Source organism: Bacillus sp. FSL R5-0709, from assembly GCF_038004785.1.
GTDB lineage: Bacteria > Bacillota > Bacilli > Bacillales > Bacillaceae_G > Bacillus_A > Bacillus_A mycoides.
In genome coordinates, this window is the sequence record NZ_JBBORT010000001.1 from 4,431,735 (window position 1) to 4,454,294 (window position 22,560).

Here is a 22,560-nt window from a genome sequence, read left to right on the forward strand (position 1 = left end):
TCCGTTTATGAAATGGAAGGCATTATGTATAAAAAGGGAATTCCCCTATATTTAACAACTAACAATGTTCTAATCATACCATGTAATGACGTGTTTTTGACCTAGTTTTTTTTAAAATTTCATGTTTCTTTACATGTGATTGTAATATTTCTTAATATTCCACTTATTCCATTATCCGTCCTCAAATGAATGCAATAAAGGTAAGACTTTTACGGGCAGTTAATGCAGGATAACGAGCTCTCTTTCATATGAGAGACGAAATAAATCTTTCGCATTAGTGGTGGTTCTACAGAAATCGCACGTACGTTACCTTGCATTACGGCTTACTGTAAAGCGGTTTCCGGAAGCAATGTTATACCAAGTCCAGCTCCTACCATCGCAATTATTGGTTTCGCGCCCATACATTGAAACACATTCATAATCATTTTCCTTACATCACATATTTCTGGGTATACAATTAGCTGTTCATTTTGCAACTCTTTCATTCGGATTACCTTTTTCACTCTATACGGATGATCATTTGAAACAGCACAAACGATTTTTTCTTCCCGCATTTCTTTTATATATGTAGCGCCTTCTACTACTGAATCGATGAACATCGCTTCAACTTTTCACTCTTTAAATAACTCTATTAATACTTTCATATGCTCAATTTTCCATTCTATTTCATATGTATCCTCTAATAAGTCTTTACACTTTGATATGTAATGAGCCGCTAAACTCGGTACAAATATAATTTCTGTACCGTCACTACATACCGTTATGAGCGTTCGTTTTGAACTCCTTTATATGTCGATTGTTGCGGGGGGTATCACTGTATTTTGCTGGAACACGGGAAATCGATATATTTCATCTATTAACGGCATATTATTTATGAATTTAGTTCCTGTATTTGCACTTATCGGTTCTATGTTTCAAAGTTATACTGTCGATAACATAGAAATTGCCGTTGCCTCATTAACAATTATTGCGCTAGTATGCAACAATTTATGGCAAAGAAAACAACATATAAAAATCCCCACCTCAGTTCGTTAGGTGGGGATTTTTCACATATGAACAGCTCTTGGTAGTTCATAATACATACTCGCTTTATATAATGTTCGTTCCATCCATTGCTCAATTTCCTTCGTATACATTTCTAAGAAAAACGTCTCAGACGGAAATGAGTGTAGCACCTCTGATATATATTGTGGATATAAAAACGGCATATTCATCATGCCTTTTAATTGCGTCATAAACATTGTAAAAGATACCTTTTTAAATTCTTGCTTCATTTGTCCTTGTTTAATGATTTGCTCTATATAATATCTTTCTCTAGAAAAATAGACGGTCATCACTTCACGAATTAATGTCGTATCAAGCGAAAGCTCTCTATAAAAAAAACGTGTCAGTTCTCTATTATCAAATTGATATCGTAAAATCCCGCGCACCATTTGCACCATCACATCTTTAGCCGATAAATATTCTCTCTGTTCAAATGACGTTTCAATTACGTGAATATATCCTTCTAAAAAATCAGTAATAAGCTGTTCTAATAACCCTTGCTTTCCAGCAAAATAATATGAAATATTCGCTACATTCACATCCGCTCGCTTTGCAATTTCTCGCACCGACGTTCCATCATAACCTTTCGTGTTAAACAACGATATTGCCGCATCAATTACTTTTTGTTTCGTCTGTTTCATGCGCTCACTTCCTCTCAATGAACAGCTATAGTTTAAATTTCTTGACTTTTAAGACAAATTCCTTTAATTTTCTATCGACAAAGTCATGTGAAATACATCGTATTTTGCTATCGTTTTACATATCTCGCTAAAAAGGGAGTTGTTTCCATGTTTACAAAAGAAAGTTATGCAGGATCTCGTGAAGAGCAATATGAGACAGTAATTAAACAACTGGATGCATTATTAACTGGCGAACCGAACGTAGTCGCAAACTTATCAAATGCGTCCGCACTATTAAATCAATTTTTAGATCGCGTTAATTGGGTTGGCTTTTATGTAACAGAAGGAAATCAGCTTGTTCTTGGACCATTCCAAGGGATGCCAGCTTGCGTGCGTATTCCGTTCGGACGTGGTGTTTGCGGCGTTGCAGCTGAAACAAAAACAACGCAACTTGTAGCAGATGTTCACCAATTCCCAGGACATATCGCTTGCGATAGTGCCTCTAATTCTGAAATCGTTGTACCGATTATAAAAGAAGGAAATATCATTGGTGTGCTTGATATTGATAGTCCTGAAAAAAATCGTTTCGATGAAGTAGATCAGCACTATTTAGAAAAGTTTGTGGAAACACTCCTAAAACATATTTAATAAAGAAAAGAGTGAGCTATCGATTACGTACGTAACGTACGAAACCGATAGCTCACTCTTTTTTATCCCGCATTAACGAGCAGTAAATTCGGTGAATACAAGGAAGTTAGGTGGGAGATAACTGCCCGTAAAAGCCCGATTGGTGAGGGCTAATAATCAGCGGGGGATGGACAAAACCCCCACTGATTAAAGTTTCACTTTATTGATTACTAACAGTAGATATCTTCTTTAGTGCCTGTTCTAAATCAGAAACGATATCTTCCCATGATTCTAAGCCGACAGATAGGCGTATTAAATTATCAAAAATACCCATTTCTTTTCTTAGTTCAGCCGGAATAGCTGCATGTGTCATCGTCGCTGGATGCTGAATTAACGTTTCTGTATCACCTAAACTTACGGCAATTGTAATAAAATGGAGGTCATTGATAAACGACTGTGTTTCCTCTTTTCCACCTTTAATTGAAAAAGAAATAACGCCCCCACCTCGTTTCATTTGCCGAGATGCTAATTCTCCCTCCGGATACCAAACACCTTCTACTGCTTCATGATTTTTCAAAAACGATACAATTTTTTCCGCATTATCACAATGACGATCCATTCTTACTGCTAATGTTTTTAATCCGCGTAACAATAACCACGCGTCAAACGGCGCCATAATACCGCCGATATCTTTTCGCATCGGACGGATTTTGTCAGCTAACGTTTTCGTTCTACAAATTGTTACACCCGCTACAACATCCCCGTGACCACCAATATATTTTGTCGCACTATGGACGACGGCGTCACAACCAAGTTCAAGAGGTCTTTGTAAATAAGGTGAACAAAACGTATTATCAACAATAACAAGCAAATCATTGCGCTTCGCTACCCCGATCACCTTTTCTAAATCAATTAATTTCATCGTTGGATTAATCGGTGTTTCAACGAAAATGAGCTTTGTATTTGGACGAATTTTATTTTCAATATCAGTCTCTGTCTCCATATCACAAAACGAATGAGTAATCATAAATTTCTCTTCTAATACTTCTAAAAAACCGTAAGTACATCCATATAATCCATTTGAACAAATAATATGATCTCCAGCCTTTAGAAAACCGATTAAAGTTGCTGAAATGGCTGCCATACCTGAACCGAACGCCAGCGCTTCCTCTCCACCTTCTAAAACAGCCATACGTTCTTCAAATAATTTCACAGTTGGATTCCCAAGCCTTGAATAAATATAAGATGGATCTTCTCCCGCAAAACTCGCTTCCCCTTGCTGTGCTGTCTCAAACGTAAATGTAGAAGTTTGAAATAAAGGTGGTGTTAAACTCCCTTTATTTTCATTTGATTCATATCCATGATGAATTAATGCTGTCTCTATATGTTTCTTTTTCATAAAAACATCCCCCTTATGTCTTTATTGCCACATATCCACCAGGAAAAATCTGATGAACGTTTTTACTACATTTTATGTAAGCGTTTTATTTGTGTTTCTATCTTTTCTTTTATATTGTTTTAAATTCCTTCTTGTTAATTTCCAAAATTTATCTGCATAAAACAAAAAGGGAGTCTCTTGACGAAACTGTAAGTAAAAGATATAATAGCGTTTGTGTAAAATAAAAAGGCAGCCTTGTAATGTGAGTTTATCGTTTGTATTTTGTTCCTCTGCGGAGGTGTATCTCGTAACTCCCTGCTGCTGGAGCGAAGGTACATGAAAACAAAATACCCGTAAATATCGATTACGTCTGTTTTTATTTTACGAAAATAAAAACATTTTTAAAGGAGGAGTCAACTATGGCTCGTTATACAGGTCCAGCATGGAAACTGTCTCGTCGTCTTGGAATCTCTCTAAGCGGCACAGGAAAAGAATTAGAAAAACGCCCTTACGCACCAGGTCCTCACGGTCCTAACCAACGTAAGAAACTTTCAGAATACGGTTTACAATTACAAGAGAAACAAAAACTTCGTCACATGTACGGCATGACTGAGCGTCAATTCCGTCGCACATTTGACCAAGCAGGTAAAATGCCTGGTAAGCACGGCGAAAACTTCATGATCCTTCTTGAAGCTCGTCTTGACAACCTAGTTTACCGCATGGGCTTAGCTCGCACTCGTCGTGCAGCTCGCCAATTAGTAAACCACGGTCACATCACGGTTGATGGCGCTCGCGTAGATATCCCATCTTACCGCGTTAAACCTAACCAAACTATCAGCGTTCGCGAAAAATCTAACAGCCTTGTTGTTGTTAAAGAAGCGATCGAAGTTAACAACTTCGTACCAGAATACTTAACTTTCGATGCTGATAAGTTAGAAGCTACTTACACTCGTCACGCTGAGCGTTCTGAGTTAGCAGCTGAAATCAACGAAGCATTAATCGTAGAGTTCTACTCTCGTTAATCTCGGTACTCTGCAAAGAGTATTATTAAAAGCCTTAGGAACCTTGTTTATCAAGGGTCCTGGGCTTTTTTTATTTATATAAATATCGTATGTATAGTAAGATACTTCAAGGAAGTTTTTTCATGAGTTATGGATAATCGTCCTTACTTCTCTTTTATTCATTCCAACGATTGGATTCTCTTTAATACTAGCTCCGTTTATTGTGCAAAATTTTATAATCCATCTTCATTACATGCTGTTATACTTATTTCCTTAAACATATAATCATTTCATTTTCAGACTACTCCTTTTTTCATTACTTCCAAATTATATCTCAATAGAAAAAGCTACCAAAGAAACTAAAACGTTCTCTCTGGTAGCTTTTATTTATATATTAAAATTATTTATTTTCCTCTTTTTGAACATATACATAAGCATCTTTCTGCTCTTTATGTACATCCACCTTCGAATGCTCTGCAAGCTGACCAGCGTTTAGCAAAGAAAAAATAATGAGCGCTTCTAGTGACATTTTGTTTTACCACTCCTTTCTATTTGTTATACGTTTATCATATCGCTTACATGTGATTTCCGTATGAACTCGAAAAGGAGATTACAACAAAAAGGTTACAGGATTGCTAACTATATTTTATCTACAGAATAGTTTATTAAGGCAAATTATCACGTTATAATAACCATAAAATGGGGGTGTTTTTTTTGACAATAAACCAAATGGTTCAGTTAGGCAGTGCATTTATGCTGTTTATTACTTCAGCACTTATGAGTTGGTATCAAGGGAGTAATTTAATAGATAATCCTGATGAATGGAAATATAGCGCTAAGTTTACGAATTATTTTAAAGGGTACGTTTCACATTATGACGATATTTATCAAATCGATTTCTTTATATATGCGGCAAAATTTTATCCCGGGGCATTTGTCGTTATGCTAATTAGCTTACTTTACATGCTCGTATTAATTCTTCATATTCTATTTAAAAGAAATCATGAGGCAATTTAAATGCATACATAAAAACCCCGAACGATAGACTTTTCAGCCTACCATTCGGGGTACTATTTGTTTTAAATTCGTTTCTGATTAGTAACGAATTAAGAAATATTTCTTCTTACCGCGGCGAATGATTGTAAATTTACCTTCGATGCGGTCGTTTTCTGTTACAACGTAGTCTAACGCTTGTGTACGCTCACCGTTTACGTAGATTGCACCGTTCGTTACATCTTCACGTGCTTGACGTTTAGATGGTGAAATTTTGCTTTCTACAAGTAAGTCGATTAATACTGTATCTTCTGCAGTACGTTCTACAGATGGTACGTCTTTGAATCCTTGCTCGATTTCGCTTGCAGTAAGTTCTGCTACAGAGCCACTGAATAATGCAGCTGAAATTTTAATTGCTTGCTCTAACGCTTCTTCGCCATGAACAAGTTTTGTCATTTCAGATCCTAATGATTTTTGTGCTGCACGTTTTTCTGGTGCTTCAGTTACTTGCTTTTCAAGCTCAAGAATTTCTTCATGAGATAAGAATGTGAAGTATTTTAAGTATTTAACAACGTCGCGGTCATCTGTGTTAATCCAGAATTGGTAGAACTCGTAAGGAGTTGTTTTCTCTGGGTCTAACCAAATTGCGCCGCCTTCTGTTTTACCAAACTTCGTACCGTCAGATTTTGTAACTAGTGGAATTGTTAAACCGAACGCTTTCGCATCTTCTTCTGATTTACGGATTAATTCAAGACCAGCTGTAATGTTACCCCATTGGTCACTACCACCGATTTGTAGACGGCAATTATGGTTTTGGTATAAGTTTAAGAAGTCGTATGATTGTAAAATCATATAACTAAACTCAGTGAATGAAATACCAGTATCTAAACGAGATGCTACTGTATCTTTTGCTAACATATAGTTTAAACCGAAGTTTTTACCGATATCGCGTAAGAATGAAATTACATCTAAGTTACCAAGCCAATCATAGTTGTTAGCCATTGTTGCTGGGTTGTCCACGTTTTCAAACTCTAAGAAGTTTGAAAGTTGGTTTTTAATGCTTTCTGTGTAGTAAGCAACTGTATCTTTCGTATTTAATGTACGCTCTGCTTTTTTACCACTTGGGTCACCGATCATGCCAGTACCACCGCCAACAAGTGCAATTGGTTGGTGACCAGCTAATTGGAAACGACGTAACATTAATACTGGTAACATATGACCGATGTGTAAGCTATCCGCTGTCGGGTCGAAACCACAGTATAATTTAACGCTTTCTTTTTCTAATAATTGCTCAAGTCCCTCAGCATCTGTTTGCTGATTAATTAAACCGCGAAATTCAAGATCTTGTAAAATACCCATATCCTACATACTCTCCTTTAAGTTCATTACTGGCGTGAAGGTTGAAAACATAAAAAAATCGCCCCTTAAATAAGGGACGATTTTGATTATCGCGTTACCACCCTAGTTGCAGGCAAAAAAAGCCTACCACCTTATTTACATAACGGCTTAGCACCGTCTTTTCCCTTTTGAATACACTTCAATCGAAAAAAGATGCTCTAGGGGCGTAATTCGCGATCATCTATGTGCTGATTTCCACCGACCATCAGCTCTCTAAAACAGGGAAATGATCACTACTTCTCCCTTTCCACGCTCAATTATTCATATACTTTTCTTTATACCATCATTTATATAGGCGTGTCAAATAGAGGTATGAGTTCTTTCCCTACCAATCCTTTATAAAGTCGCAAGGAATATCGTAATAAGAGAAATAACTGGAACACCAACTAATAACGACACATGAAACACAACCGATAAATCATTCCCAATCGTCGCTTCCACAGGATCTTTCGCTGGAGAAGCAAGAAATCCAAGAAATCGCTCGAAGCGGCTTACCGTTTTTGGAAAATCCGGTATTTCTACATGATCGCTATCTAAATGCTGCTTTAATTTATATTCATTCTTAAAGGGATTTTCGTTCAATTTCATCCACCTCCAGCAATTGTTTTAATTTCTTTATCCCATTATGAAGTCTCGACTTCACTGTTCCAACAGGAATATCCAGTACCTCTGCAATTTCTTTTTGCTGCATATCATGATAATAAGAAAGAATCAGGACCGCTCGCTGTTCTTCAGGAACTTTCAAAATTGCTTCTCTTACCGTAAGCCAGTCTTCGTGGGAAAACTCTACCTCTTGCATTGGTACTAAAAACGGTAAGAGCGAACGCCACTTTTTTCTTCTATTTAATTTATTAATCATAAGACGGTAACCGATTTGAAATAAATACGTTTTAATTTTTCCTTTTCGGGTTTCATACATATGTTTCTTACGCTCTAGAGTCAAAAACGTATCTTGAACGAGATCTATACTCAGTTGTTCATCACGATTAAATCGATACAAAAATGTATATAGCGCTGGTTTGATTAAAACATATAGTTTTTCTCCAGCTTGCTTATCTCCATTTTGGTATGCAAGCATGAGCTCCTCCTCAATCCCAATCTGCGCCATTTTTTTTGATCTCCTTTATTCCTTTTAACGTTAATGAAATACGGGAAATTAAATATGCACTTGCGACAATGACCCATGCTTGTGACTGATTCGTAAAAAATTGAATATATGGGTTTTGAATCGTATGGCCGGTTGAAACTAAAATATTTAACGCTAGCACACATATACATGCATACACTGCAAGACAGACCGAAATTGTATCAAATACATTCCAACGAAAATATATTTTTGTTTTTGTAAAATCAATTTTATTTCCATTTTTTCGTACAATATACTTCTTATCAAACGGAATAAGGATTGAAAAAATAACAATCATAATAATCCCAAATGTAATCATTGAAATTTTAAATCCAATTGGTATAGGTAATAACATACCACAAGAAAACACAACTATAATTCCAATTAAAGCAAAAGTAAGCATCAATTTATTGGACATATAAAAATCCTCCCTCATCTATTCTTTCATAAATGTATACAGACGAGGAAGGCGCTTCGTTCAAATATTATTTTATTTTTTTTATGATTCTCGCAGGATTCCCGCCAACTACTACATTATCTGGCACGTCTTTCGTTACAACAGCGCCAGATGCGATGACAGCATTATCTCCAATTGTTACGCCCGGATTAATAATCGCTCTTCCGCCAATCCATACGTTATCGCCAATTGTAACTGGTTTTCCGTACTCTGATCCGCTTATGCGCTCTACTGGATCAAGCGGATGCGTTGCTGTATAAATGTGAACACCTGGAGCTAACATACAGTTCACTCCGATTGTAACTGGGCATACGTCTAAAATCGTACAGTCAAAGTTTGCGTAAAAGTTTTCACCAACGTGAATGTTATAACCGTAATCACATCTAAAAGAAGATTCAAGATGAATGTTATCTCCAGTCGTTCCGAATAATTCTTTTACGATTGCACTACGTTCTTCTAGCTTTACTTCTGGTGTTTCATTTAATTTTCTCGTTAATATACGAGCTTGCTCCCTGTCCTTTACTAAAACTGGATCAGCCGGTATGTACATTTCCCCTTGTATCATCTTTTCTTTTTCTGTTTTCATTTTACTGCCCCCTTTAACTTATATATATAAGTTATCCATTCTTATAATAGCATACAAAAAGAAAGAGTGTGGTTCAAACACACTCTTTCTTCCATAAAAAATCCGGTTCTTTTCGGCGTCAAATTACGTAACGAAAGTCAACTGTTTTATAGGAAGTCCCCTTTTAATACTTATAAATAGCTTTCTTAAATAGATTTAATCATATTTATATTTGAAATTTCATAGCCTAACTTTTCATATAATCCACGAGCAACTTTGTTATGACCAAAAACATGAAGTCCAATTTTTTTCATTCCTAATTCTTTAGCAATCACTTCAAGTTCTTTCATTGCCTTTTTACCATACCCTAACCCTTGATATTGCTCAAAAATAATAAAGTCATAAATAAAACCTGCCTCATTACTTGTAGGCGCTTTTTGCGCAATCCAAATCATTCCAACTAGATTTTGATCATGAAAGATAGAGTATAAGTAATTGTACTCGGTTTTTTCACCTTTTGGTAACAGCCGGTCAAATTCTATTTTGGACAAGTTAACAGCTTCATCTTCACTCCAATTTCCAGCAGCAACCTTCTCTTTCGCATAATCTTCAATCGCATACTCACAATAACGCTGAAACTCCTCTTCGGCCATAGGCTTTAGTGTAATCACGTATTTCTCCTCCCGCTATGTTAATTATTCTTTATTTTAAATCTTTAATCCCATTGAAAAAGGTAAGCAAACATAACTAATATGTTTGCTTACCTTCTATTTTCAAAATTTCAAATCACGATAATACTTACATTTAAATATTCTCTAATCTTCCATCGTCGATAAGTCACCTGTTGGTAAGTTTAATTCCCACGCTTTTAATACGCGGCGCATAATTTTACCACTTCTCGTTTTCGGTAATTTATCTCTAAATTCAATTTGTCTTGGAGCTGCATGAGCTGCTAGACCTTTTTTCACAAATTGACGAATCTCTTCTTTTAATTCATCAGATGGTTCGTATCCCACGCGAAGCGCGATAAATGCTTTAATGATTTCCCCGCGTACTGGATCAGGAATACCAATTACACCGGCTTCTGCAACAGCAGCGTGCTCGATTAATTTACTTTCTACTTCAAACGGACCAACACGCTCACCTGACGTCATAATTACATCGTCAATACGTCCTTGGAACCAGAAGTATCCATCTTCGTCCATATAAGCTGAGTCACCTGATACGTACCAATCTCCCGGCATGAAGTAAGAATCATATTTTTGTGGGTTATTCCAGATTCCACGCATCATAGCTGGCCAACCTTTACCAATCGCTAAGTTCCCCATTGTGTATGGAGGCACTTCATTTCCTTCATTATCAACAATCGCTGCTTTCACACCCGGAATTGGTTTCCCCATTGAACCTGGACGGATTTCCATACAAGGATAGTTACAAATAACTTGTCCACCTGTTTCTGTCATCCACCACGTATCATGAATACGAAGTCCAAATGCGCTCATACCCCAGCGAATTACTTCTGGATTTAATGGCTCACCAACACTTAATACGTGACGCACTTGTGATAAATCATATTTTTTAATTGCGTCTTGTCCAGCTCCCATTAACATACGGAACGCTGTCGGTGCACTATACCAAACTGTTACACCGTAATCTTGCAGTGCTTCATACCATACCTCTGGACTAAATCTCCCGCCTAAAATAACATTTGATGCTCCCACTAACCACGGTGCAAAAATACCGTAAGCTGTTCCAGTTACCCAGCCTGGGTCAGCTGTACACCAATATACATCATCTTCTTTTAAATCTAATACCCATTTCGCTGTTTGATAGTGCTGAACCATTGCGTTTTGCGCATGGAGGACGCCTTTTGGCTTACCAGTAGAACCAGATGTGTAATGTAGAATTAAACCGTCTTCACGGCCTAACCATTCGATATGTAATTCTTTTGAAGCTTGTTCAAATAAAGGATTGAACGCTACAGTTTTACCGCCTTCTTCTGCATTGTCTCCAACAAGGAAGACTGTTTTTAAAGCAGGTAAATCATTTAATGGTATGCGCTCTAACAATTCAGGAGTTGTAATTAACACCTTCGCTTCGCTATCTTCTAAACGATCGCGAACTGCGCCTTCCATAAATGCTTCAAATAATGGTCCAACAATTGCCCCTAATTTCACTGCACCTAAAAGCGCGAAATATAATTCTGGGGAACGCGGCATAAAAATAAAAACGCGATCGCCTTTCTCAACATCGCCATAGTTTTTCAGGACATTTCCTGCTTTATTAGAAAAATCCTTCATTTCCTTAAACGTATATTTCTCTTTTCGCGATCCATCTTGATAATAAAGTGCTACTTTATTCTTTCGATCTGATTTCGCATGCTTATCAATTGCCTCATACGCCATATTTACTCGTCCTGTTTCATTCCAAGTAAAATTTTTATTAACCTCTTCCCAGTTAAAATTCGCGTATGCCTCTTCATAATTCGGCAAATTATTTTCTCCTTTAATGACAGGAAGCGTTTCCACTTTCATACTTTACATCCCCCTCCTATGTATTCTATTATCTATTATAATGACATTATTTAAAATTTTCAGTATTTTTGTTGATTTTTAGACAAATTTTTAATGACAAAATTCGATTCACATCGCATATATTATAAAGTACGATATTAATAGATTCACAAACCCTCAAGGTGGTGAGCAATAAATTGATTCATAAAAAAATATATAATGCCAGAAACTTAAAAACAGCGAAAGGCACTTTAATTATTGAAGGTCCTGTCTCTACACATAATCTTGAAATGTATGAATTTCATCCAGACTTAATTGCGTTTCGTCCTGCCGAGCAGCAATATAAAGCAATTGTCGAAATTTCTAAATTACCAGAAGCTCGTCTCATTATTGCTAGACATGACCAAACGATCGTTGGATATGTTACATACTTATATCCTGATCCGCTCGAGCGATGGTCAGAAGGAAAGATTGAAAACTTAATTGAACTCGGGGCGATTGAAGTTGTCCCAGCCTTTCGTGGTTGCTCTGTCGGAAAAAATTTATTAGAAGTTTCAATGATGGACGATCATATGGAAGATTACATTATACTAACGACTGAATATTATTGGCACTGGGATTTAAAACAAACAGGCTTAAATGTTTGGGAATACCGAAAAGTAATGGAAAAAATGATGAATGCTGGTGGTTTACAATGGATGGCTACAGACGATCCTGAAATTTGTTCACACCCGGCTAACTGTTTAATGGTTCGCATCGGTAAACGCGTCGATACGGATTCCATTCAAGCATTTGATCGTCTACGTTTTCACAATCGTTTTATGTATTAATAAAGGGGGCAACTGGAATGATTGTAGAAGAAATTATGAATCAAAATGTAGTAACACTACATCCAAACGATACAATTGAAACAGCAATCCGAACGATACGTACGAAAGGTATTCGGCACATTCCAATTGTCGATCAAAATAATCACGTAGTAGGCATTATTTCTGATCGAGATGTAAGAGATGCAAGTCCGTCTATTTTAGATGAACAAGTTTCACTCGATATGCTGAAGCAACCGCTTGAACTCATAATGAAACACCCTGTTATGACTTGTCACCCTCTCGATTTCGTTGAGGAAATTGCGACTTTATTTTTTGAAAATAAAATAGGCTGTCTTCCTGTTACGAAAGCTGGAAAACTCGTAGGTATCATTTCTGAATCTACAGTGCTGCACACGTTAGTAAAATTAACAGGAGCTCATCAACCAAGTTCACAAATTGAAATTCAAGTGAAAAATGAACCTGGTATTCTTGGAAAAGTCGTTGCTATTTTTAGTGATTTACAAATAAATATTGTGAGCGTTCTCGTCTATCCAGCAAAAGATGAGAATGATAAAGTACTCGTTTTCCGCATTCAAACGATGAATCCTCTAAAAGTGATCGATGCACTCGAAGCAGAGGGCTACCGCGTATTATGGCCAAACATAATGGGGATGCAAGCATGAGCAGCGCCTTCATTTATTCGGATGACTTTCGGGGCTATTCTTTTAGCCCTGATCATCCTTTTAACCAACTACGCGTCACACTTACGTATGACTTATTACAAAAGAGTGGTTTTATCTCCCCTTCTCAAGTCATCTCGCCAAGAATGGCTACAGATGAGGAAATTGCATTCATTCATACAGAGGAGTACATAAATGCGGTAAAACTTGCTGGAGAAGGAAAGCTAGAAAAATCAATTGCGATGACATATGGGCTTGGAACAGAAGATACACCAATGTTTCCAAATATGCATGAAGCAAGTGCATTACTCGTTGGCGGAACATTAACAGCTGTCGATGCTGTTCTTTCCGGAAAAGTAAAGCATGCGCTTAATTTAGGCGGCGGCTTACATCATGGCTTTCGCGGGAAAGCATCTGGCTTTTGTATTTATAACGATAGCTCTATCGCAATGAAATATATTCAGAAGAAATACGGTTTACGCGTTTTATATATTGATACAGATGCTCATCACGGTGACGGGGTACAATGGTCTTTTTACGACGATCCTAACGTATGCACCATTTCATTACACGAAACTGGGCGTTATTTATTTCCTGGAACTGGCGCAGTAAATGAACGTGGACAAGGAAATGGATATAATTATTCTTTTAACGTTCCACTCGACGCTTTTACAGAAGACGAATCGTTTTTAGATTCATATCGAACAGTTGTAAAAGAAGTGGCAGCATACTTTAAACCGGATATTATTTTAACGCAAAATGGTGCTGATGCACATTATTACGATCCACTTACACACCTTTGCGCAACGATGAACATTTACCGTGAAATACCGAAGCTCGCTCGTGAAATCGCTAATGAATATTGCGACGGGCGCTGGATTGCTGTCGGCGGTGGTGGCTATGATCACTGGCGCGTCGTACCAAGAGCTTGGGCACTCATTTGGCTCGAAATGAACAACATCCAAAACATCTCAGGTTATCTCCCTCCAGAATGGATTGACGCTTGGAAAGGACAAGCAGAAACCGACCTTCCCCTTACATGGGAAGATCCAGACAACATGTATCAACCTATCCCTAGAAAACCAGAAATCGAAGAAAAAAATGCATTAACTGTAGCGAAATCTCTTGAAATTATTCGGAATAATATGACAAAATCTTTATATTAAACAGAGAGGAGGCTCGCTTTTGAACAGCCTCCTTTTATTTATAGCTAGCTATTATTGTCGTTTTCTGTCGGTAAGTCGATATATTTTGAGATTCGCTGATATATTTTATTTAAGAATTAGCCGGTCCAACTTTTATGAGAAAAGGTCGTGATATTATGTGGACACAACAAATAATCAACACGAAACGTGGCACATTTGAAATCTTTACAAAAGGAAATGGCGAACCGCTTTGCATTACACATCACTATTCACAATTTAATGAAACTGGCGATTACTTTGCGGATGTTTTCACTGCTACGCATCGTGTATTGCTCATTAATTTACGAAACGCTGGTAACTCAGCAAAAGCCAATTCAGAAAAAGAATTAAGTATGATTGAAACCGTTCACGACTTAGAAGCAATACGAGAAGCTTTACAACTCCCAACATGGCATTTCGCTGGCCACTCAACAGGCGGTATGCTTGGACTTTTATATACGATTACATATCCAAATTCCTTACAATCATTAGTCATCGTTGGAGCCGCAGCAAGTAACTATACCGAAACACTATTTTGCATTTATCACCCAGCACATCCTCAGTTTCATTATATGCAACAACTCATCGAAACTTTAAAAAGCCCTCACCTTACAAGTGAAGAACGGAAAGAACTATCTACTAAGAGAACAAAATTATCATTGTATAAACCCGAAAACTACAAATTTTATTTTTGTAAACCAATCAAAAAAACTATGTCCGCTAGCCGGATGAATACTTTCGCCAATGAATATCCGTCATTTGATTTAAGAGAGAATTTACCTTCCATCCAAACAAAGACCCTTATTATATGCGGAAGACATGATGTACAGTGCCCGATCCAATATTCTATCGAGATGCATGAGGGTATACGTAATTCTATCTTTGTGATATTTGAGGAGAGTAACCATTATCCTTTTTTAGAAGAAGCTGCTCAGTTTACTTCTACTACTCAAACATTTTATAAATCGTTACACTAGTACCGTTATTACTAAGGAAAGCTCACAGCCTCTATAAGAATATGAACTTTTTTCAAAAGAAATATTTCACACTAGAAACAACAAGAAGAACAAAAAAATCATTAAGCCTACATCAATGAATATCGACTTTTTATCTCCTGCTTTTATACTCATCATAAAATTAGAAATTATTTTAATTCCAAAAAAGACCATCATAAATAACCCACCGAAATGATCATTCGTAGAATCTTCATCATAAAACATTTGTATTGCACCGATAATTAATAAGATAAGTATGATATTGGTTCCAATCTTTAAAGCCTTGTTTGATTTATTATCTTTTAATGTATCTCCCAAAATGTAGCACGCCCTCTCATGCTCTCCTATGTTTTATCTCTCTTTATATCTTAACATAAATCACCTATTATTCCCTTTTTGTTCGAATAACATAAAAAACCTACCAATTACTTGGCAGGTACATTACACGTTAAAGCGATAACCAGCTCCCCACACTGTTTCAATATATTGCGGGTGAGCAGGATCTCTTTCAATTTTTTCACGTAGCTTTCTAATGTGAACAACGACAGTGGCTAAATCGCCAGCTGATTCTAGTCCCCAAATACGTTCAAATAACTGTTCTTTATTTAATACTTGGTTTGGATGCGTTACAAAGAATGTTAATAAATCAAATTCTTTCATTGTAAACGCAATTTCTTCATTGTTTATAAAAACTTTTCTCGCTCGCTGATCGATAGAAATTCCATGAATATATAACGTATCGCGTTGCTTACTCACATTTCCTGATAATCTTTCATAACGAGAAATATGTGCTTTTACTCTTGCGACTAATTCACTTGGACTAAACGGCTTCGTTATATAATCATCCGCGCCTAAACCGAGTCCGCGAATTTTATCTATATCCTCCTTCTTTGCTGAAACAAGTAAAATCGGAATGTCTTTTATAGCACGTATTTGTTTACAAATTTCAAAACCATTCATTTTCGGAAGCATAATATCTAAAATAATTAAATCATAGTCTTCCTGAAGAGCCATTTGTAGACCTATTTCACCTGAATACTCTACATCAACTTGAAAATCACTAATTTCTAAATAATCTCGCTGTAATTCTGCAATACTTATTTCATCTTCTACTAGTAAAATTCTCTTCATTCTACTCACCACATTCCTGTACTTTTTTCAATGAGAAGAAAATACTTGTACCTTCCCCAAGCTTACTTTCCGCCCAAATTTCCCCGCCATGTTCTTCAACAATTTGCTTCGCTATCGCTAAGCCAAGTCCACTTCCACCTGTGCTAGAATTTCGCGATTGCTCTGCACGATAAAACCGCTCAAATATATACGGCAGCGTATCAGCTTCTATACCTGACCCATTGTCCATCACTTTCACAATAACTTTATTGTTATCACTCAATACTGTTACAGTAATTTTCTTCTCTTCTTTATCCATGTATTTCACACTATTATGAATCAAATTTGATATAACTCTATTTATCTTTTCGCAATCAGCCGTTACATATAGTGGTGATGATTGTAATTGTAAGTAAACTTCTATACCTTCCTCACTTAAATCCATCTGCATCTCTTCTAATAATTCCTGCATAAACACGTTTAACTCTATCGTTTCAAACTGAAAGGGAACTCGATTCAAATCAAGCTTTGAAAACAAAAAGAGCTCATCAATGAGTGTATCCATATGTTTTGCCTTCGTATGAATGGTCGTTAAATACTTATCCATTTTTTCTGGCGTATTTGCGACTCCATCTTTTATGCCTTCTACATATCCAATAATAGATGTAATCGGTGTTTTTAAATCATGAGATATGTTTGAAATGAGTTCTTTTCGATTTTCTTCATACTGTGTTTGCATCTCTATCGACTCTTTTAATCTCTTCCTCATTTCCTCAAACCCTTGATTTAATCGCCCAATCTCATCATAGGATGTAACTGGAATTTGAAAATCTAAATCCCCTTCTTTAATTCTCCCAGTCGCATCTTTCAATACAAAAATTGGTTTTATCACACTTCTTGAGACGAAATAACTTAATAACCCTATGAGTAAAATGGCTAACAGTAAAAGCGATCCGAACAAAATTGGAAATAATTTTTGTGTAAGATCGACAAATGAACTCTGCCTTTTTAGTACAAATATACTCCCTTCTTCATCTCCGGGAAAATAAAAATCAAATTTTACATATCGATAAAATGTATCGCCTAGTTCCGTTGTACCACGACTATTAATATTTGCTGATTCAAATTTCGGAATGGCTTCTTTTAAAGATACACCTTCAAATATTTTTGTAGCATAAGAAATGGTTTCTCCCTTTCTTACAACTATTTTCACACCTTCTTTTTCAAGTGATGAAACGAACGATTCATCTAATAGTTGTGATTGATTTTTCTTTGCCGCTAATTTCAATTCAATATACGTATTCTCTTCTTCTGGCGTAAGCGGCTTTTGAATATAGGAACTTTTATAGAAATTTTTCACTGATTCCAAGTCTCCTGTTATGGAAAAAACAATTAAAAATCCCGCGACTAATATGAGCGTGATGGAAACGAGAATAACAGCGATATAAGAAAATAAAAATCTTGTTTTAATAGACATATCTTACATCCTCACTTTAACAAACCTTGTTATTCATAAGCATAAAAATATATGTTCAAATACTCAAGCGATTTTATAGTAATTTTAGCACCAGTTTATAAAAATTTAATGTTCCTATTTTACAGTTTAAATTAGGATACCGAATTGCTTGCAAAAGGAGGTTGAAATTCCATGTTCAAAAAAACATTAAGCATGATATGTTGCGTAATTTTTTTACAAGGATGCTCACAAGAACAAGAAGTTAAAAAGGAGATGACAAACATGGAGACAGCACTACTAACAGCTACTGAGAAACAAGAAACGAATACTGTTATATCATTACTCAAAAAAGGGGCTGACATAAATATAACGGACAATAAAGGACGTACTTCTCTTATGATTGCTACATACAAAAATGATGTAAAAACTGCAAAAGTGCTTATTGAAGCAGGGGCTGACGTAAATATCCAAGACGATATGAAAAACAATCCCTTTCTATACGCCGGTGCAGAAGGTTACTTTGATATTTTAAAACTAACGATTGATGCCGGTGCAGATCCATCGCTTACAAATCGTTACGGCGGAACAGCTCTTATCCCCGCCTCAGAACATGGCTATATTGATGTTATTAAAGAACTCCTTACGCGAACAACTATTGATGTTAACCATGTAAATAATCTCGGGTGGACCGCTTTAATGGAAGCCATCGTACTAAGTAATGGAAACGAAACACAGCAACAAGTCATTCAGCTTCTTATTGAGCACGGTGCAGATGTAAATATTCCCGACAACGATGGTGTTACCCCGCTAGAGCATGCCCGTGTTCATAACTTTGAAGAGATAGAGAAGATTTTGTTAGCGACAAATAAATAAAAGCTCATTTCCTATAAAAAACGTATCATTTTTAAATCTATTTTTTGCCATTCTCCCCAGTCTATGCTACAGTTATTTCGTCACATAGCTATACAGCTAGACAACTTATATATTTATAATAGGGTGGGAAAAAAACATGAGCAAACCTCGTATTGGAATGATTGGATTAGGTAGTATTGCACAAAAGGCTTACCTTCCAACACTGACAAAGGAAACTGATTGGACTTTTGTGGGAGCGTTTACACCTAATGTTAATAAAAGAAAACAAATTTGCGAGCAATATCGTATTCAAGATTTCGCTAACCTTCAGGCACTCGCTTCAGAATGTGATGCGGCTTTCGTTCATAGTTCAACTGCTACACATTATGAAATCGTTTCTGAACTTCTGAAAAAAGGAATCGATGTTTATGTTGATAAGCCGCTAGCTGCTACTACTGAGCAAGCAGAGAAGCTAGTTGAAATGAGTGAAAAGTATAATCGAAAGTTAATGGTGGGATTTAATCGCCGTTTCGTTCCTATGTACGTTACTGCCAAAGAGCAAGCTAATGATACTTCATGGATTCGAATTGAAAAGCACCGCACAAATAAGGTGGGGCCATATACGTATGACTTTACTATGTTAGATGATTACTTACATATTGTAGATACTGCTCGCTGGTTAGCTAACGATGACCTTAACATCGTTCATAATATGATGCAAATCAATGAAAAGAACGAACTTCTTTACGGACATCATACATATACAACTGCAAATGGACTTTTACTTTCTACGGCGATGCACCGCCATGCAGGTACAAATTTAGAACAAATTGAACTTGTAACGGCAGGTAAAATCATTCGCGTAAAAAATATGAACACATTTGAAATTGAGCAAGAAAACTCCGTTTCACAAAGTGGTTCACCATCATGGGAGACAACGTTAAAGCAGCGCGGATTTGAAGATGCTGTTCATCATTTTATCCAATGTGTACAAGGTGATACACAGCCTATTGTAGATGGATTAGAAGGATTAAAATCTCAACAAATGCTCCAATCTCTACTGCAAGCTGTAAGCAAAAATTAAAACGGATACATTTTTCAGAATTTACTTTCATTCCCATTTCCTCTTTATTTCTATCACAAATTTCTATAGAATATGTTGATAGGAATTATAAATTTCATATTGAATCGTGGAAAGGATGGGATTAACACATGTGGAACGAGTTTAAAAAATTCGCATTCAAAGGGAATGTAATCGATTTAGCTGTCGGGGTTGTAATCGGTGCTGCATTCGGTAAAATCGTTAGTTCTTTAGTTAAAGATATCATCACACCATTACTTGGTATGGTACTGGGCGGCGTTAACTTTACAGATTTAAAACTTACATTCGGTAAATCATCTATTATGTATGGTAACTTCATCCAAACTATTTTTGATTTCTTAATTATTGCAGCTGCTATCTTTATGTTTGTTAAAGTTTTCAACAAACTAACATCTAAAAGAGAAGAAGAAGAAAAGAAAGAAGAACTTCCAGAACCAACAAAAGAAGAAGAAATTCTTGGCGAAATTCGCGACTTACTAAAACAACAAAACTCTTCTAAAGATAGAGCATAATTGAACGGATAAAAAGGCATGCCCCCTCGGGACATGCCTTTTTTTATATGCTATAACGTTTCCGAATTCATATGAATAAATGCAATAATACCTGCAACCATAAGTACCATAATGCTACCTGCAAATAGTGTAATACCCATGAACATTAAACTTGTGCTCATGTCCACTGATACACTTTCAATAAAAATAGAAATTACATACGTGATAAGGGCGATTCCTGCAAGAATACTTCCTGGAACAAATCGCTTTAAGCCATTTTGTTTTAACGTCATATATGCAAAAATAGCAGTCATGCAAAGCGTAATTATCCAAAGAACGATCATCTCTTCTCCCCCCTCACAAGCCTTTTCTTTCTATTATACATGACATTGCCCTATAATAGTTAAATTTGCACTTGTGTGACATATAACAAGGAATAACCCCAACTGTAGCGAATGTCTTATAAAGAATCCCAAATATATTACCATTATCAAAGCAACGTATTTACAATACCCGCTTCACTTATCGCGAGTATTGTTTATAAAGTAAAACATTCAGCATAAGGAGACTGATCTCATGTGTATGCTGTAAAATTATTATTTGAATCTGTCCATTCAGGTGAGCCTAATCCTAGTAAAATTGATGAACATTATGAAGAGAATCACGATACACTTTTTGAAGAAAGTATCATTCTCGTTAAGGCGAACAGTTTAGAGGAAGCTCATGAGCTAGGTGAAAAGATAGCTCTACAGTCTGAAGATACGTACGATAATATGTACGGTGAGCAAGTAACATGGACGTTTAGAAAAGTGTTGCATGTTTTCGAATTAGATGACACACCATTTGAGACAGGAAAAGAATTATATGCACGCTTTTTACATGTTAAGAAAACTGAAAGTGTAGATACAGTAATTAAACACCATTATCCTGAATATGAATAAAAGCTCACAGCTATCGCTGTGAGCTCTCTTATTCTTACTTCGTTGAATCTCTAAATTGGATACGGTGAGGTAAGATAACTGAGTGATCTTCTACTTTTTCTTTGTTCATATATTTCGTTAGTAGACGCATTGCTACTGCACCGATATCATACATTGGTTGTACAACTGTCGAAAGTTGCGGACGAACCATTAATGCAAGACGTGTGTTGTCAAAACCAAGCACTTCGATATCCGTTGGTACGTTTAATCCCGCGTCTTGTGCTGCGTGGATTACACCTAGTGCCATTTCATCAGAAGATACGAAGATTGCTGTTGGTTTTTCATCCATGCCCCAAAGTCTTTCAAACGCTTCTATACCTGAATCATATGTGTAATCTCCATCAATTATAAGATTTTCATCATATGAAATACCTGCTTCTTCTAAAGCTTTTTTATAACCTTGTAACTTCTTCGCGCTTCCTGCTTTATTAATGAAAGGACCAGAGACGAAACCGATACGTTTATGTCCTTGCTCAATAAAATGCTTCATTGCATCGTAAGCTGCTTGTGTATAATCAATATTTACTGATGACGTTTCATTTTGTTCATCAAATGACGCTGCTAATACAATTGGTACTGGAGATTTTTTGAACTCTTCAACGTGAATATCTGTAATATCTTCACCCATGAAAACAATCCCGTCCACTTGTTTCCCAAGCATCGTATTTAATAAGTGGAACTCTTTCTCTTTGTTCTGGTCAGAGTTACTTAAAATGATGTTATATTTGTACATTGTTGCGATATCTTCAATTCCACGAGCAAGTTCTGCATAAAACGTATTTGAGATATCAGGAATAATAACACCCACTGTAGTTGTCTTCTTACTTGCTAGTCCACGTGCTACCGCATTCGGGCGGTATCCTAAACGATCAATTGCTTCTAATACTTTCTTTCTTGTTGTAGGCTTTACATTTGGGTTACCATTCACAACGCGTGATACGGTAGCCATTGAAACATTTGCTTCACGCGCTACATCATAGATTGTTACGTTCATCTCTTCGCACACTCCTTCTATTTATGTTATCTATTTTTATGTATCGGTTCACTTGAATGAAAAAAAGACATCAACTCTATTTGCAGATGCCAACAATCGTCCCGAGTTCTTCCTTTTACTAATGATACGCTAAAAACACAGGGTCATACAATATTTTCCCGCAAAAGTTTCGAAAAAATTCGCTT

Annotated in this window: 26 protein-coding genes, 3 pseudogenes and 1 other annotated feature; of the genes and pseudogenes, 13 read left to right on the forward strand and 16 right to left on the reverse strand. The window is 36.4% G+C overall.

Features of this window, described 5'->3' with window-relative positions; genetic code table 11:
• Positions 1-209: 209 nt before the first annotated feature.
• Positions 210-728: pseudogene (locus MKX37_RS22690) on the reverse strand (LysR family transcriptional regulator substrate-binding protein); the annotation flags it as partial.
• Here MKX37_RS22690 and MKX37_RS22695 point away from each other — a divergent pair.
• Positions 727-1,035: pseudogene (locus MKX37_RS22695) on the forward strand (EamA family transporter); the annotation flags it as partial. The pseudogenes MKX37_RS22690 and MKX37_RS22695 sit on opposite strands and share 2 nt — an antisense overlap.
• A gap of 11 nt (positions 1,036-1,046) precedes the next feature.
• Here MKX37_RS22695 and refZ read toward each other — a convergent pair.
• The gene (gene refZ / locus MKX37_RS22700) at positions 1,047-1,685 is read right to left on the reverse strand and encodes a forespore capture DNA-binding protein RefZ (RefSeq protein WP_002088994.1); all 639 of its coding nucleotides are present in this window, start codon (positions 1,683-1,685) and stop codon (positions 1,047-1,049) included.
• A gap of 147 nt (positions 1,686-1,832) precedes the next feature.
• On the opposite strand from refZ, the gene MKX37_RS22705 reads away from it, so the two are divergent.
• Complete coding sequence (locus MKX37_RS22705; protein WP_002129416.1) at positions 1,833-2,312, forward strand: GAF domain-containing protein; 480 nt, start codon at positions 1,833-1,835, stop codon at positions 2,310-2,312.
• A gap of 199 nt (positions 2,313-2,511) precedes the next feature.
• Here the strand turns inward: MKX37_RS22705 and megL are convergent, their stop codons facing one another.
• The gene (gene megL / locus MKX37_RS22710) at positions 2,512-3,690 is read right to left on the reverse strand and encodes a methionine gamma-lyase (RefSeq protein WP_002015566.1); all 1,179 of its coding nucleotides are present in this window, start codon (positions 3,688-3,690) and stop codon (positions 2,512-2,514) included.
• A 398-nt stretch (positions 3,691-4,088) separates the two neighbouring features.
• Between megL and rpsD the strand changes: the two genes are divergently transcribed.
• Positions 4,089-4,691, forward strand: a complete 603-nt coding sequence (gene rpsD, locus MKX37_RS22715; protein ID WP_002015568.1) for a 30S ribosomal protein S4 — start codon at positions 4,089-4,091, stop codon at positions 4,689-4,691.
• Positions 4,692-5,070: 379 nt separating this feature from the next.
• Here rpsD and MKX37_RS22720 read toward each other — a convergent pair whose 3' ends face one another.
• Positions 5,071-5,199: a hypothetical protein gene (locus tag MKX37_RS22720; RefSeq protein WP_000050938.1), complete on the reverse strand. Its 129-nt coding sequence runs from the start codon at positions 5,197-5,199 to the stop codon at positions 5,071-5,073.
• Positions 5,200-5,384: 185 nt separating this feature from the next.
• On the opposite strand from MKX37_RS22720, the gene MKX37_RS22725 reads away from it, so the two are divergent.
• Positions 5,385-5,687 carry a YjdJ family protein gene (locus MKX37_RS22725; RefSeq protein WP_002167568.1) on the forward strand — a complete coding sequence of 101 codons (303 nt, stop codon included), beginning with the start codon at positions 5,385-5,387 and terminating at the stop codon, positions 5,685-5,687.
• 78 nt (positions 5,688-5,765) lie between these two features.
• On the opposite strand, the gene tyrS is transcribed toward MKX37_RS22725, so the two are convergent.
• The 7 genes from tyrS to acsA all read right to left on the reverse strand — a co-directional run bounded on the left by tyrS (position 5,766) and on the right by acsA (position 11,743).
• On the reverse strand, positions 5,766-7,022 hold the full coding sequence (gene tyrS / locus MKX37_RS22730; protein WP_002015575.1) for a tyrosine--tRNA ligase: 1,257 nt from the start codon (positions 7,020-7,022) through the stop codon (positions 5,766-5,768).
• Between the two features lie 69 nt (positions 7,023-7,091).
• Positions 7,092-7,320 (reverse strand) — a binding site (T-box leader).
• Between the two features lie 77 nt (positions 7,321-7,397).
• Positions 7,398-7,643 (reverse strand): hypothetical protein, encoded by a 246-nt coding sequence (locus tag MKX37_RS22735; protein WP_002129419.1) that lies wholly within the window; start codon positions 7,641-7,643, stop codon positions 7,398-7,400.
• Positions 7,624-8,169, reverse strand: coding sequence for an RNA polymerase sigma factor (locus MKX37_RS22740; protein WP_078421849.1), 546 nt, complete (start codon positions 8,167-8,169; stop codon positions 7,624-7,626). The genes MKX37_RS22735 and MKX37_RS22740 overlap by 20 nt, the downstream gene beginning before the upstream one ends.
• Complete coding sequence (locus tag MKX37_RS22745) at positions 8,150-8,605, reverse strand: hypothetical protein (protein ID WP_002129423.1); 456 nt, start codon at positions 8,603-8,605, stop codon at positions 8,150-8,152. Before MKX37_RS22745 ends, MKX37_RS22740 begins: the two co-directional genes overlap by 20 nt.
• Positions 8,606-8,672: 67 nt before the next feature.
• Positions 8,673-9,230, reverse strand: coding sequence for a maltose acetyltransferase domain-containing protein (locus MKX37_RS22750; protein ID WP_002129424.1), 558 nt, complete (start codon positions 9,228-9,230; stop codon positions 8,673-8,675).
• A gap of 185 nt (positions 9,231-9,415) precedes the next feature.
• Entirely contained in the window at positions 9,416-9,880 is a 465-nt protein-coding gene (locus MKX37_RS22755) for a GNAT family N-acetyltransferase (protein WP_078421850.1), read from the reverse strand.
• Positions 9,881-10,024: 144 nt separating this feature from the next.
• Positions 10,025-11,743 carry an acetate--CoA ligase gene (acsA, locus tag MKX37_RS22760; protein WP_002199135.1) on the reverse strand — a complete coding sequence of 573 codons (1,719 nt, stop codon included), beginning with the start codon at positions 11,741-11,743 and terminating at the stop codon, positions 10,025-10,027.
• 176 nt (positions 11,744-11,919) lie between these two features.
• On the opposite strand from acsA, the gene acuA reads away from it, so the two are divergent.
• The 4 genes from acuA to MKX37_RS22780 all read left to right on the forward strand — a co-directional run bounded on the left by acuA (position 11,920) and on the right by MKX37_RS22780 (position 15,372).
• Complete coding sequence (gene acuA / locus MKX37_RS22765; protein WP_002112293.1) at positions 11,920-12,552, forward strand: acetoin utilization protein acetyltransferase AcuA; 633 nt, start codon at positions 11,920-11,922, stop codon at positions 12,550-12,552.
• A 17-nt stretch (positions 12,553-12,569) separates the two neighbouring features.
• Positions 12,570-13,214 carry an acetoin utilization AcuB family protein gene (locus MKX37_RS22770; protein ID WP_002123078.1) on the forward strand — a complete coding sequence of 215 codons (645 nt, stop codon included), beginning with the start codon at positions 12,570-12,572 and terminating at the stop codon, positions 13,212-13,214.
• The gene (gene acuC, locus MKX37_RS22775; RefSeq protein WP_002167566.1) at positions 13,211-14,377 is read left to right on the forward strand and encodes an acetoin utilization protein AcuC; all 1,167 of its coding nucleotides are present in this window, start codon (positions 13,211-13,213) and stop codon (positions 14,375-14,377) included. Before MKX37_RS22770 ends, acuC begins: the two co-directional genes overlap by 4 nt.
• A gap of 134 nt (positions 14,378-14,511) precedes the next feature.
• Positions 14,512-15,372, forward strand: a complete 861-nt coding sequence (locus MKX37_RS22780; RefSeq protein ID WP_078213659.1) for an alpha/beta fold hydrolase — start codon at positions 14,512-14,514, stop codon at positions 15,370-15,372.
• A gap of 66 nt (positions 15,373-15,438) precedes the next feature.
• Here the strand turns inward: MKX37_RS22780 and MKX37_RS22785 are convergent, their stop codons facing one another.
• The 3 genes from MKX37_RS22785 to MKX37_RS22795 form a co-directional block, all read right to left on the reverse strand.
• A complete protein-coding gene (locus MKX37_RS22785) occupies positions 15,439-15,708 on the reverse strand; it encodes a hypothetical protein (RefSeq protein WP_002129432.1) in 270 nt (89 codons plus the stop codon).
• A gap of 123 nt (positions 15,709-15,831) precedes the next feature.
• Positions 15,832-16,521 carry a response regulator transcription factor gene (locus MKX37_RS22790; protein ID WP_078421851.1) on the reverse strand — a complete coding sequence of 230 codons (690 nt, stop codon included), beginning with the start codon at positions 16,519-16,521 and terminating at the stop codon, positions 15,832-15,834.
• 1 nt (position 16,522) lies between these two features.
• Entirely contained in the window at positions 16,523-17,977 is a 1,455-nt protein-coding gene (locus tag MKX37_RS22795; RefSeq protein WP_078421852.1) for a sensor histidine kinase, read from the reverse strand.
• Between the two features lie 171 nt (positions 17,978-18,148).
• On the opposite strand from MKX37_RS22795, the gene MKX37_RS22800 reads away from it, so the two are divergent.
• From MKX37_RS22800 to mscL, 3 genes are all read left to right on the forward strand, one after another.
• Positions 18,149-18,829 carry an ankyrin repeat domain-containing protein gene (locus MKX37_RS22800; protein ID WP_002167563.1) on the forward strand — a complete coding sequence of 227 codons (681 nt, stop codon included), beginning with the start codon at positions 18,149-18,151 and terminating at the stop codon, positions 18,827-18,829.
• Between the two features lie 136 nt (positions 18,830-18,965).
• Positions 18,966-19,892 (forward strand): Gfo/Idh/MocA family protein, encoded by a 927-nt coding sequence (locus MKX37_RS22805; RefSeq protein WP_002129436.1) that lies wholly within the window; start codon positions 18,966-18,968, stop codon positions 19,890-19,892.
• Positions 19,893-20,020: 128 nt separating this feature from the next.
• On the forward strand, positions 20,021-20,422 hold the full coding sequence (gene mscL / locus MKX37_RS22810) for a large-conductance mechanosensitive channel protein MscL (protein ID WP_002015591.1): 402 nt from the start codon (positions 20,021-20,023) through the stop codon (positions 20,420-20,422).
• A gap of 50 nt (positions 20,423-20,472) precedes the next feature.
• On the opposite strand, the gene MKX37_RS22815 is transcribed toward mscL, so the two are convergent.
• Positions 20,473-20,745 (reverse strand): DUF3917 domain-containing protein, encoded by a 273-nt coding sequence (locus MKX37_RS22815; protein ID WP_002129437.1) that lies wholly within the window; start codon positions 20,743-20,745, stop codon positions 20,473-20,475.
• Positions 20,746-20,856: 111 nt separating this feature from the next.
• On the opposite strand from MKX37_RS22815, the pseudogene MKX37_RS22820 reads away from it, so the two are divergent.
• Both MKX37_RS22820 and MKX37_RS22825 read left to right on the forward strand, forming a co-directional pair.
• Positions 20,857-20,964: pseudogene (locus MKX37_RS22820) on the forward strand (DUF3949 domain-containing protein); the annotation flags it as partial.
• Between the two features lie 15 nt (positions 20,965-20,979).
• Complete coding sequence (locus MKX37_RS22825) at positions 20,980-21,342, forward strand: DUF4288 domain-containing protein (RefSeq protein ID WP_078421854.1); 363 nt, start codon at positions 20,980-20,982, stop codon at positions 21,340-21,342.
• Positions 21,343-21,376: 34 nt separating this feature from the next.
• Here the strand turns inward: MKX37_RS22825 and ccpA are convergent, their stop codons facing one another.
• Positions 21,377-22,375 carry a catabolite control protein A gene (gene ccpA / locus MKX37_RS22830; protein WP_002034370.1) on the reverse strand — a complete coding sequence of 333 codons (999 nt, stop codon included), beginning with the start codon at positions 22,373-22,375 and terminating at the stop codon, positions 21,377-21,379.
• Between the last annotated feature and the right edge of the window lie 185 nt (positions 22,376-22,560).